Source organism: Pseudotamlana haliotis (assembly GCF_008806375.1).
Lineage (GTDB): Bacteria > Bacteroidota > Bacteroidia > Flavobacteriales > Flavobacteriaceae > Pseudotamlana > Pseudotamlana haliotis.
On the sequence record NZ_WAAT01000039.1, the window covers coordinates 1 to 12,555 of the forward strand.

Below are 12,555 nucleotides of genomic sequence, written 5' to 3' on the forward strand. Positions count from 1 at the left end.
TATGATTCCTAAAAAAACAATTACTATTTTTAACAACGAAACTTAATATTAAAAACGGTCAACATTATTTAGGGAAGTTCAGTTTGCCCATTTTTAATTTTTAACTATTCATTTTTAATTGAAAACAAGCTTTTAAAAGGTTGCTTAATCATTCAACTTCCAAAGTTGATAAATGACAAAACGGATTACCATTTTCTGTAATACCTTCTATTTTTATCCCATAAGTACTTTGAGAATCACTAGTAAAAAAGGATACCTCATGTGTGTTTTTATCTGTTTTTGAAAGTTCTACTAGAGGTTCCCAATGCAGGGTGGTTCTTAAATCACGTTTGCCTGACATGGTGAATTCGTCATCATAATCGGGCGAATAAAATTCTCTAGCGCTATAGAAGCCATGTGCTGTAAAATTAACGATACCTGGTTTGCGCTCTATGTTTGAACTGATGAACATTCCAGTTCTTGTGTGAATTACAATAACGCCTGAACCGGAATTACCATAAGTTGTAGCGCTAACTCCGGTTAAAACATCAATAAAGTCAATCTCTTGGCCTGTCATATGTATAATATCTGAAACCTCTACTTGGGAGTCATCCACATAAATTTCAGTAACAAGCTTGGTACGAATATAAATGGAGTCACCAATTGTTGTCACTCCAGGAAGGTGACCTATTAGATTAATAGCAGGAAGGTGTCGAAAATTTTCATGATCAGCCAAGTCTAAGCGTTTGCTAGGATGGCCATAATGTGTTCTTTCGTTGAGTTCTTCAGTTCCTTTAGCGGCTTCCGATTTCATCTTAGCAGTAATTAGTACTTCATCAAGTTGTGTGGCCGATTCTAAATAAATAGAATCGATTTCGGAAATGGCCTTGGCTTGTGTTTTAAACTTGGTAATTTTTGTTTTATCGCTTATAACAGGTTTTAAAACTTCTTTTTTTACAATTTTTGGCGGGTCGTAATATTTCTTATCTAAATAAATAGAAAGGTTTCTATTTGTTGTGCTTTTTTCATTTTTAAAATGGTCGGTTCGTGCTTCTATGAGTGCCTGAATGGAGTCATTGAAAATATAGGGGCCGAATTTAAAGGTGCCGTTAGTAGCAGTGCTTTGTTGTTCTTGGTGCACCTGAGCGCTCATAAAAGTTAATCTAGCCGTTGCAGGTTTTCTTGTTTTACCGCTTTCTAAAGCAGTGGTGTAACCCGAAAAATACAAGCCTTTTTCTGCTTCAAATTTCATTCTTTCCGGTGGGCCGTAAAGTAAATCTGTCCATTTAAATCGTCTCCAGCCATGGGTTAGCATGATTAAATCCAGTTCAGCGCTTCGTCTTTTGTCATTTGGTTTTTCGAAGAAATAGCCCGGGTTTTCAATCGTTCCTCTCAAATCTGAATTAAGTAGGAGGTAAGTTTTTATGTTTTCACTTGTTGTTTTTTGGTCAATAGCATCCAAATCGGTGATGGCCATTGATAATTGTCCGGCTAAAGGTTGACCATTATCATCTTTTAGATTTAAGTGCATGGTGATTTTTTCTCTAGGTCTAGGCTTTGAGTTACTAAGAGTTACTTGCACATCAATGTTATTATTAGGGGAGTCAATAAAAATGAGGCGTTCACAAACGGGTTTGCCATTATTGTCGAATAAAGTAAAACTTGCCACGCCATCCTTCAATTGCTTGGTGTCAAGAATTACGGTGTATTCATCGGTGACGTTAGATTCAAATTTCTCATAAATAAGGTGGCCTCGTTGGTGCCCAACTAAATAGGTGTGCTTTAAACCTATAGAATGGTTGGCGGTCACTTTAATAATGATTCTATCTCCTAAGTTTACTAGCCTTAGGTGATGTCCATTAGGTAAAGCTTTTGGAAGAGGGAATTTTGCCTCTTTACCATTAGAGTTTACAGAAGCATAATAGGTTTTGTTCGCTTCAGGCGTTAGGTTAATCAGGTCAATACCAAAGTGTTTTGTTTCAAATTGTGTGATGAAGTTGCCTTCGTTATCTTTTATCTGGCCGCTTATTACTTTATTGTTTTTAGCTTTAATCGCTATTTTTGATGTTAAGCCATTAACCAAATTTCCACCTTCTGGAAAGAATGAAATTTCAGAGGTTTTTGCAGTTTTGGAATCGAGTTTTAGTTTTTTTACGGCTGAAGAATTGGGAGTGTTTGTTTCTTCGGTGTCTGTATTCACGTCCCAAATAACAATTTCTTTTTGGAATAAATAACTTTCGTCCAGATTACGCATGTAGTTGGTGTAGGCTCTGAGTAAATACTTTCCAGGTTTAAAGTTTTTTTCAATTTTAAAATCTCCAGCAACAGCCATGTGATCGGCAAACAGTTCTCTTCTAGATACGATACTGTCTTGTTCGTTTATGAGTTCGGTGTAAATGACGGCACTTTTATCAGACCTTTTATGTGTGACCCCATTTACCAAGTAGGCTGTGAACCATATGTCATCGCCTAAAGCGTAATAGGGTTTATCGGTTTGAACATAAATTTTTTCGGGGTAAGAGTTCTTGGCGTAATCTTTGAGTTTAGTGTGAACGAGCGCCTTGAAGTGGTTAGCTAAGGCAAACGAGAACATGGCGGCAAGAGTCAGTCCAACGATTAGTTTTTTAATCATCTTAGTTGGTTTTTTGGGAGGGCGTTTGGTTTTGCTAAATATATGGAAGAATCATGTTAAAAAAACAAGAAAAAATCATCTTAACAGTAAAATGCCTGAAAATAATTAGGACTGATTGATTTAAAAAGCTAAGTGCTTGGTTTTTAGAATGATTTTGTGGTAAGTCGTTTTGGTTTTTGTGAAGGATCCATGATAATTTCAAAATCAATAATGCCTAATACGAGCTCTTCTTGTGTGATAACCTCTACACTCCATAACCCTGGTTTTACATTCTTTTTAAAGGTATAACCGCGATAGCCTTCATTTCTACCACCAGTAATGTTGAAACTGATATTATCAAAAGTTAGCCATTCATCTTTGTTGGCATCAAACCATTTCCATCGATGAATAATGGATTTTTTCAAGGCTGTAGGTGCAAAAACTGAAGAGAAAATATAAACAGGTTCGTTGGCTGATCTTATAAATTGAGCCCGGTAATCTCTCCAGAAAACTAATTTGGGCTTCTGTTCGTAGGTAACATTATAGGTGTTGTTTTGTTTTTTAATGTTATGAGCAACAATACCAGTTTGCAAGGCTAGAGGCACCGGAGGAATGAGTTTGAAATGATAGAATACATTAATCGTGATGTATATGGAGAAAATTAAAGCCATTAATTTTCCTAGATGTAATTCGGCTCTTGTGCTTGGACTCTTTTTATATATCACTCGGATTAAAGCAAGCGTGGTGCCTAGGCTTATAAGTCCGGAAGCGATAAAAATAAGATGTCCCATATCTCTTAGAAATACTGGAATCATAAAAGCAAAAAATGTAAAGCTTATAAAAAAGTAGATGCTAAACTGCAAATATTTGTTAGAAATACGCTTTTTAAGCAATTCATTAGCCAAAAATAAAGCCACTAAAATCACAAAAAACGAAGTTGTTTTAGAGAGTGAAACGCTTCTTGAAAAGTAAATCACATAAGCACTAGATAAACCCCCGAAGAAAAACTGGATAGCTAAAGGAAAGTAGGGTTCCAGCCGTTCTAAAAAAGTATTTTTCCATTTGCCGTCATCAGCTAAGTTGAATAAATACAGGGTTAGCGTTAAGGTAGACATGTGTATGCATAGCACCGAAATGTCATAAACTCTGTCAATGCGCCCTAGGGTTAGACTATCAAAAATAAATCCGCCAATAAAGAATATAATTGGAGCGTATTTTTGATGTTTTTGAAGAAACCTAAGCAGAGCACTATTTCTAATTTTTACTAAGCGGCGTTTCATATTCTAGTTTGGTTGAAACAAATATAGCAGAATAAATGAATTTATTAAGTAACCCCTAAAAACGGTTGTTATTATTTTAATATAGGATCATAACTATGAGTAATATTAAAAAAATTAACAAACTTAATGAGTAGTCTTAATGAAATTGTAAAGTTTGTTACTAATCCTGTTAAACAAATCTAAATTACTCAATTTTAAGATGTAAAATCACTCTCTTTGTAGTGTAATAAATTTGAAACAAGAATAATTAAAAAGTTCCTCCTAAAATGACTTTTTAATTTTGAAATATTTTGGTTAAATTATTATGTTTAGTTAGTTAACAAAAAAAAGCTGGGTGGTTCCAGCTTTTTTTATGCAATACAATTAATAGGTTATAATTGGAATTATTTTCCCAGTTAAGCGATAATTTCAACAAACAAACCATCGTCTGTTTTCTCCACTTTAGCTAAGTTGTTTTTTGTCAATTCTTTAATGGTTTTATCCCATTTTTTATTTGATAAGCCAGATTGTGTTTTTAAGTCTGCTAAGGTCAATTGTTCAGCTTTCTTTAACAAGTCCAAAACGGCTTTACCTTCCTCACTAATAGGAGGCGCTTTTTTCTCTGGGCGCATTTGCGGGAAGAATAACACTTCTTGAATTGATTGGTTGTTAGTTAAGAACATGATCAGTCTGTCCATGCCAATTCCCATTCCAGAAGTAGGAGGCATACCGTATTCTAAAGCACGTAAAAAGTCGTGGTCAATAAACTCGGTAGCTTCATCATCTCCTTTTGCAGCAAGTTTTAATTGGTGCTCAAAACGCTCACGTTGGTCAATAGGGTCGTTTAGCTCAGAATAAGCATTGGCTATTTCCTTACCACAAACCATAAGCTCAAAACGCTCTGTTAATTCAGGGTTGTCACGGTGTTCTTTACACAGTGGGCTCATTTCTTTAGGGTAATCGGTAATGAATGTTGGCTGGATGTAATTACCCTCACATTTTTCACCAAAAATCTCATCAATAAGTTTCCCTTTCCCCATGGTTTCGTCAACTTCAACCCCAAGGTCTTTAGCTGCCTGTCTTATTTCATCTTCAGTTTTACCTGTAATATCAAAACCTGTAAATTCTTTAATAGAATCGGCCATAGTCACCCTAGCGTATGGCGCTTTAAAGTCGATTTCATGTTCGCCAAATTTTACTTTGGTTGATTCGTTTACAACCATAGAGCAGTATTCTAGTAAGCGCTCACAGAAATCCATCATCCAGTTGTAATCCTTGTAGGCGACATAAATTTCCATTGCTGTAAATTCTGGATTGTGGGTACGATCCATACCTTCATTTCTAAAGTTCTTAGAAAACTCGTAAACCCCATCAAAACCACCAACTATAAGTCTTTTTAAATAAAGCTCATTGGCAATTCGCATGTATAACGGAATGTCTAAACTGTTGTGGTGTGTTATAAACGGACGTGCCGCAGCACCACCAGGAATAGGCTGTAAAACAGGCGTTTCAACTTCAAAATACCCTGAGTTGTTAAAAAACGAACGCATGGCATTAAACAATTTGGTACGTTTAATAAAAACGTCTTTCACGTGTGGATTTACCACTAAATCGGCATAACGTTGTCTGTAACGGTGCTCCGGGTCGGTAAACGCATCGTAAATCACACCATCTTTTTCTTTTGGTAATGGCAATGGTTTTAAAGCTTTACTTAAAAGGGTGAAGTCTTTAACTCTAACCGATTTTTCACCAACTTTGGTTTTAAATAATTCGCCTTCAATACCAACAAAATCGCCAAAATCGAGAAGTTTCTTAAAAACCTCATTGTATTTCACTTTGTCATCCCCAGGGCAAATTTCATCTCTATTAAAATAGACTTGAATCTTACCTTCAGAATCTTGTAACTGTGCGAAACTGGCCTTGCCTTGTACCTTTATCATCATTAATCGCCCAGCAATAATAACCTTTTTACCTTCTTCAAAGTCATTCTTGACATCTCTAGAGGTGTGGTTTACATGGTATAAATCAGCAGGATAAGGGTTAATCCCTAATTCGCGAAGCTTCGTGAGCTTTTCTCTTCTTACAAGCTCTTGTTCAGATAATTGTGACATGGTCTAAATACGGTGTGAAAATTTTTAAGACGCAAAGATAATCAATTGATTTCCTTTTTTTAACTAATGATTTATGAATTTTTAGGGCGTTACCCAAGGGTCGGGCTATCCGTTGCAATCTTTTTGTTCGTACCTCTCAAAAAGGATTTCCATTGCTATCCCTAACGCGCCAATCACAACTATTTGCAAAATCTCTTGTAACATTTTATGTTTGTTGGCGTCTTACTTTTTGTTGGTAGGAGAGAGGAGTGAAAAATTAAAAATTAAAAATTAAAAGTGAAAAGTGAAAAATTTAGGTTGTAACAATATTAAATTTTAAAAGTATGCGCACGTTTACACTACTAATTAATAAAGTAGAGATTCTTGAGTCGTACCTCCTTCATAATGACAAAATTAGTTGTTTGTCATTCCGACGCTAGGAGGAATCTTTTATAGAATCTGATTTCACGATTCAACAAATAAACGAATAAACAATTTTTCAACAGTCAATAGTCAACAGTCAGAAACCAATAACTAAAAACAAAAAAATGTCATTCTGGAGAGTTTTATTATCTATTATTTGTCCGCCATTAGCCGTTATCGGTAAGGGGTGTGGCTCGGTATTAATCGTGTTTTTATTGTGGCTTTGTGGCTGGGTACCTGGCGTTATTGCGGCTCTAGTGATTCTAAACAATCCTAAATACGCCAATTAAAGCCCCTCAAAAACTAAAAACTAGTTTAGACTTTTTTTGTGGGTTTTAGAAAAAGATTATTTCGAGAAAGAAGTCAATTCTTGTTTGCTCTCCAACTTACCATTTTTGCTATAAGTTTCTTGTTTTACAATACCAGCTTCTTTGGCTATCCATTGTTTTGATTTGGTGTTTTTTGTAATTAACATGTTGATCTCAGATTCATGTTCAATAACCATACAATCAAAAGTTCCCGCCGGAACAGTTATTTTTTCTTCACCAACCACTTTTCGGTTATAAACTTTTATTTTAAAACTCATGTTCATTGATGCACTAGAAAGATTTAAGTTTAATAGATTGTCTGGAAGTGATTGTCCAACTTTTAAGTTGTTAGGTATGACCATCATGGTGCCATCGACATCCACACTAATATCTTTTCCAGTCATTTCCGATGTCATTTTCTCAGTCAAGAGTTTATTAAAATCAATAGAAACTTTGTCGTCTTCACAAACCATGTCATATTTAAGGTTCAGCATTTCCTCACCTTTAGTATCTCTCATTACGGCATGAACCGTTGCTTTGTTTCCTGAGCTAGAAACAACCTCATAATTATCAGTAGACTGCAATTTATTTTTCTTGTCATAGTGTGAAATTTCATATGTCGTCCCTTGATCAAAAGTGTAATAATCGCTACAATCTTGAGCGCTTGCTTGCCAGGAGTTTATTAAAACTCCGAAGAAAAAGAGGGAGGTACTAAGTGTTTTTAAAGTAATTTTCATGGTAATTAATAGTTTGTTTACAATAAAGATAATTATAATGTGTTGATATTCTTTGTTTTATATTGGTATTTGTAATCAGGCTGCGGTTTAGTCACTGGTCTTTAATTCGTATTTAATAATTATATTTGCAAAAAAAATAACAAGGAGATTTATGTCTCAAGTTGTTTTATGAAAAATGTCAAGCACCTTAGTTATTAGAGGACTTGCAATGATAAAAAAGCCAGTGAATAAAGTTGTAGAAGTTCAAGAATTAGGGATTAAAGATTATAAATCTACCTGGGATTATCAGGAAGACATCTTTAAAAACATTGTAGACCTAAAAATTAAGAATAGGCGTGAGGAAGTAGAATTGCCTACACCTAATTATTTATTATTTGTTGAGCATCCGCATGTGTATACTTTAGGTAAAAGTGGTGATTTGTCTAACTTACTCTTAAATAAAGAACAGCTTACCGAAAAGGGAGCCACTTTCTATAAAATAAATCGTGGTGGTGATATCACTTATCATGGTCCTGGACAAATAGTAGGCTATCCTATTTTAGATTTAGAAAATTTCTTTACCGATATTCATAAATACTTACGTTTACTGGAAGAGATGATCATTCTAACTCTAGCCGATTACGGACTCCAATCAGAGCGAAGTCCCGGAGAAACCGGTGTATGGTTAGACGTGGGAACGCCTTTTGCTCGAAAAATTTGTGCGATGGGTGTACGTGCAAGTCGTTGGGTGACTATGCATGGTTTTGCTTTAAATGTGAATGCCGATTTAGGTTATTTTGATAATATCATTCCTTGTGGTATTCGAGGTAAAGCAGTAACCTCCTTAAATGTTGAACTTGGTAAAAAACATATTGACGAAACTGAAGTTAAAGAAAAACTTCTAAAACATTTTAAAACCCTTTTTGAAGCGGAATATAAGTAAACGGCACTAATAAACTTGTTTTCAGGTTGTTTGAGTCATGTTGGTTTACCTGAAAACATCTAGCGGCTTTAATGTTTTCTTAACACTTTTAGTGAGCAAGCTTCTATTTATATTTTCTAAATTTGCAGATTAATGAGAACAAGTCGTATTAAAAATAATATCGCTTATTTTTTTCTTATCCTTTTTCTATCAGTGAAAATGGTAGGACTGCATGAGGTTTTTCATCATTCTGATGATGAAGATCATGCCCTTCATTGTGTGGTTTGTAACCATGCTACGGCTTTTAATTTAACTCCAGCACTTGCTCCTGATATTCAAGAATTTTCTTTTGAAATCAAGGACTATGTTTACCAACAAGAATTAAGAAAGTATTACAACTATAGGCATTCCAATGCCATCGATACCGACGAGCTGGTTTCTAGACCGCCGCCTTTCTTAGTATAATTCCCCTTATTTATTTTAGCACTTTGCTTGAATGTGTTACCATGAAACACGTTTTTAACTATCAAAATTATTTCAAGAATCTACCTTTTTAAGGTTCTAGTTTGTTAGTTAAGCGTTGTAAATCATGTTAATACTGTTCTCGTGTAAGAGCTAAGCTTCATATTGAGGGGAAAATCACAAGTTCTATTACCAAGAACAATTTTTCAACTTTCATTAGTATTTTAATATGTTAAAAAAAACACTTAGTGTGTGGCTTTGGTTAAGCCTATGTACTATAGCGTTTGCACAAGAGTCTTTTAATATTGAAGGGACTGTGTTGGACGCTAGTAGTTTACATCCTGTAGAAGGTGCGACAATTTATGGAAAGGATATATTTTCTATTTCATCGCGCACTGGCGCGTTTACTTTAGAAAATTTAACTCCCGGAACCTATGCGTTAACGGTTTCTAGCATGGGCTATGCTTCCGAAGAAATAAATATAGCGGTAAAACCTGAAATGCAGAAGCTAACCATCTATCTCAAAGAGTCGGCCACACATCTCGAAGAAGTTGAAATCTGCGGAAAAACGCAATTACGAGAAAATAAGGAAAAGCCCATTGTGGCTGTGGCAGTTTCAGAAGTTTTTCTAAAAGCCAATAGAGAAAATAGCTTGATGCAAACCCTAGGTAAAATTCCTGGTGTGAGTACGGTAAATATTGGGTCGGGGCAATCTAAACCTGTCATTCGTGGGTTGGGTTTTAATCGAGTTGCTGTAGTTCAAAATGGTATTAAGCACGAAGCACAGCAATGGGGGAGTGACCATGGTTTAGAAATTGACCAATACGGTATTGAAAACATTCAAATCATTAAAGGACCAGCTTCTTTAGTTTATGGCTCAGATGCCATCGCCGGAGTGGTTGATATTCAGCCTAACAACACCCCTGAATTACACTCTTTTAAAGGAGAGGTTAATCTATTAGGGGAGTCAAACAATGATTTATTTGGTATTTCAACAGGTATTGAAGCCAGAAAACATCATTGGTATTATCGCGGACGTTTAACCTATCGTGATTACGCTGATTATAAAGTGCCTACAGATAAAATCACCTATGAAAACTACATTTTTGATTTGCATGACAATAATTTAAGAAACACGGCTGGTGAAGAGGCTAATGCGAGTTTTAGTTTGGGATATGAAAAAGATAATATTCAATCGGAAACCACCTTTAGTAATGTTTATGCTAAAAACGGTTTTTTTGCCAATGCACATGGTTTGGAAGTGATTGTTTCAGATATAGATTATGACAGTTCAAGTCGGGACATTGATTTACCTTTTCATAAGGTGAACCACTTTAAAATCACCAACAATACCTCTATAGAAAGTGGGAAGCATACGTTTTTATTCGATTTAGGTTTTCAAAATAACCAAAGAGAAGAACATTCTGAGCCTACACCGCATGGTTACATGCCAAAACCCGATAGCACGAAAGAGCGTATTTTTAATAAAAACACCTACGCTTTAAATGTTCGTGATGCTTTTAGTCCCAATGACAAACACAATATGGTTTTTGGTGTTAATCTTGAGTATCAAGACAATAATATAGGTGGTTGGGGCTTTTTAATTCCGGAGTACAATCGGTTTACCGTAGGCGGCTTTGCTTTTGATACCTACCAGGTTAATCCAGATTTTCATATACTGGCTGGATTGCGTTACGATTACGGTGTTACAGAAACTAAGGCCTACTATGACTGGTTTCAAACACCAAGAAATAACCCAGATGGTACGACTTCATACATATACATGCAGCGAGCGGAAAACAAAACCTTAGATTTTGGAAGTTTTAGTGCCTCCGCAGGGTTGAGTTATATTCATAACCACACCACTTATAAGCTGAACGTGGGTAAGAGTTTTAGAATGCCATTGGCTAATGAATTGGCATCAGATGGCGTAAACTATCACATGTACCGTTATGAAAAGGGGAATTTAGATTTAGATCCAGAGTCGTCATACCAATTAGATATAGATATCGACCATACTACAGAAGCTTTTAGTGTAGGTGTGAGTCCGTTTGTAAACTATTTTGAAAACTTTATTTACTTAAATCCAACTTCAAATTACTACGAAACCTTGCAGATTTATGAGTACACGCAAAGTCAAGTGTTTCGGGTAGGTGGAGAAGTGCGAGCAAGTACAACGCTTTTCAATAATTTACATTTAGACGCTTCCGCGGAATACGTGTATTCTAGACAAACAAGTGGCCCCAAAGAAGGTTTTACCATTCCGTTTTCACCGCCTTTAGTTGGGTTGGTTTCTGCAAGATATCAGTTTAAAAATCTGTTGTTTTTTGACAAGCCACAGTTTATCGCTGAATATAAAATAGCCGCTGCCCAAGATGAAATTGTTCCGCCAGAAGAAGTGACTGATGGTTACCAGGTATTTAACCTATCGTATTTGTCAGAGATAGACCTTTTCAATAACGATTTGCCTGTAGAATTACGTATTAAACTCAACAATGTATTCAATACCAAATATTTTGATCATACTAGTTTCTATCGTTTGATAGACGTACCCGAAGCCGGTAGAAACCTATCATTATCAATAACATTACCCTTTTAAATTTTAAATCAAACAAGCAATTAATTAATAATTTATCAAAACAAAAATTATGAAAACAAACATTAAACTTTTAGCACTGTTCCTTTCTTTAGGGATCTTTTTTCAATCTTGTAGTAGTGATGATGATGGTGGTGGAACCATTGATGCGCCTGTCATTACCGATTTTGAATACGGTGAAGGCGATGCGCACTCTACCGAACCAGTAGCTTACAAAGGATCAGATTTACATATAGAAGCTGAAATCTATGCTGAAGGTGTAATTAGTAGCATTACCCTTGAAATTCATTCGCATGATTTAGTTCCAGCTGATGATGAAGTTGATTGGGATTTTGAACAAGTTTATGATGGTTCAAAATACCAAGTGATCAACGCTGAATTTCATGAGCATATTGATATTCCTTCTAATGTTCCATCCGGAGAATACCATGTAGAACTTATCGTAACTGATGAACTTGGGAATACAACTGTTGCTGAAGGGCATTTGGAGATTTTAGATCCAATTATTTAAGCATATTAGGAATTAATTTTCTACCAAAAAAATAAATACGGGCTGTCAGAACAGTTAAACTCACTGTCAACTTGATTTAGATTATCATAATGAGTTCTCAAAGACGAATTTGATTGCTTCTCAGACAGCCTTTTTATATCTTTATAAAATGAAACAGCTCTCAAAATTTAGTGCCGCCCTAATATTATTACTCTTTTTAGCCTCATGTTCTAGTGACGATGGCGCAGATAAAGATGAAGAAAAACCAACAATTACCATAAATTATGACGATGGTTTTCCGCAGGCCTGCGAAGCACTTAAAAGAGGAGAGACTTATAACTTTAGAGCTTTGGTTACCGATAATCAAGCCTTAGCGTCCTACAGTTTGAATATTCATAACAATTTTGATCACCATACTCATGATGACCAAGAGGGAGATTGTAGTTTAGAGCCCGTTAAAGAACCTGTTAATCCTTTGTTAGTTGTAGATAATTATGCCATTGATGGTGCACCAGATTCTTATGAAATAAATATCGCCATTACTATTCCAAATGATGTTGATACAGGTGATTACCACTGTGCCTATTCGGTAACCGATGAAACCGGTTGGCAATCTAGAACTTCTGTTGATATAAAGATTGTTGATTAGAAATTGAAGAATAAGGAGTGTCATTTTTATATTTAAAGCTAGTTTTGAAC

10 protein-coding genes are annotated in these 12,555 nt (G+C 35.4%); 6 read left to right on the top strand and 4 right to left on the bottom strand.

From position 1 onward, the window contains the following. Positions 1 to 148: 148 nt before the first annotated feature. The 3 genes from F6U93_RS07225 to lysS all read right to left on the bottom strand — a co-directional run bounded on the left by F6U93_RS07225 (position 149) and on the right by lysS (position 5,960). The gene (locus F6U93_RS07225; protein WP_150938314.1) at positions 149 to 2,611 is read right to left on the bottom strand and encodes a TonB-dependent receptor; all 2,463 of its coding nucleotides are present in this window, start codon (positions 2,609 to 2,611) and stop codon (positions 149 to 151) included. 143 nt (positions 2,612 to 2,754) lie between these two features. Next, on the bottom strand, positions 2,755 to 3,870 hold the full coding sequence (locus F6U93_RS07230; RefSeq protein ID WP_150938317.1) for a DUF2914 domain-containing protein: 1,116 nt from the start codon (positions 3,868 to 3,870) through the stop codon (positions 2,755 to 2,757). A gap of 395 nt (positions 3,871 to 4,265) precedes the next feature. After that, complete coding sequence (gene lysS / locus F6U93_RS07235; protein WP_150938319.1) at positions 4,266 to 5,960, bottom strand: lysine--tRNA ligase; 1,695 nt, start codon at positions 5,958 to 5,960, stop codon at positions 4,266 to 4,268. 527 nt (positions 5,961 to 6,487) lie between these two features. Between lysS and F6U93_RS07240 the strand changes: the two genes are divergently transcribed. Further along, complete coding sequence (locus F6U93_RS07240) at positions 6,488 to 6,652, top strand: YqaE/Pmp3 family membrane protein (protein ID WP_082935990.1); 165 nt, start codon at positions 6,488 to 6,490, stop codon at positions 6,650 to 6,652. A gap of 56 nt (positions 6,653 to 6,708) precedes the next feature. On the opposite strand, the gene F6U93_RS07245 is transcribed toward F6U93_RS07240, so the two are convergent. After that, positions 6,709 to 7,407 (bottom strand): TapB family protein, encoded by a 699-nt coding sequence (locus F6U93_RS07245; RefSeq protein ID WP_150938321.1) that lies wholly within the window; start codon positions 7,405 to 7,407, stop codon positions 6,709 to 6,711. A gap of 208 nt (positions 7,408 to 7,615) precedes the next feature. Between F6U93_RS07245 and lipB the strand changes: the two genes are divergently transcribed. The 5 genes from lipB to F6U93_RS07270 all read left to right on the top strand — a co-directional run bounded on the left by lipB (position 7,616) and on the right by F6U93_RS07270 (position 12,505). Continuing rightward, on the top strand, positions 7,616 to 8,329 hold the full coding sequence (gene lipB / locus F6U93_RS07250; protein ID WP_394349746.1) for a lipoyl(octanoyl) transferase LipB: 714 nt from the start codon (positions 7,616 to 7,618) through the stop codon (positions 8,327 to 8,329). 132 nt (positions 8,330 to 8,461) lie between these two features. Next, positions 8,462 to 8,773 (top strand): hypothetical protein, encoded by a 312-nt coding sequence (locus F6U93_RS07255; protein ID WP_150938323.1) that lies wholly within the window; start codon positions 8,462 to 8,464, stop codon positions 8,771 to 8,773. Between the two features lie 226 nt (positions 8,774 to 8,999). Continuing rightward, complete coding sequence (locus F6U93_RS07260; RefSeq protein WP_150938325.1) at positions 9,000 to 11,369, top strand: TonB-dependent receptor; 2,370 nt, start codon at positions 9,000 to 9,002, stop codon at positions 11,367 to 11,369. A gap of 49 nt (positions 11,370 to 11,418) precedes the next feature. Continuing rightward, positions 11,419 to 11,877 carry a DUF4625 domain-containing protein gene (locus F6U93_RS07265; RefSeq protein ID WP_150938327.1) on the top strand — a complete coding sequence of 153 codons (459 nt, stop codon included), beginning with the start codon at positions 11,419 to 11,421 and terminating at the stop codon, positions 11,875 to 11,877. Between the two features lie 148 nt (positions 11,878 to 12,025). Then, the gene (locus F6U93_RS07270; RefSeq protein WP_150938329.1) at positions 12,026 to 12,505 is read left to right on the top strand and encodes a DUF4625 domain-containing protein; all 480 of its coding nucleotides are present in this window, start codon (positions 12,026 to 12,028) and stop codon (positions 12,503 to 12,505) included. The last annotated feature ends 50 nt before the right edge of the window (positions 12,506 to 12,555 follow it).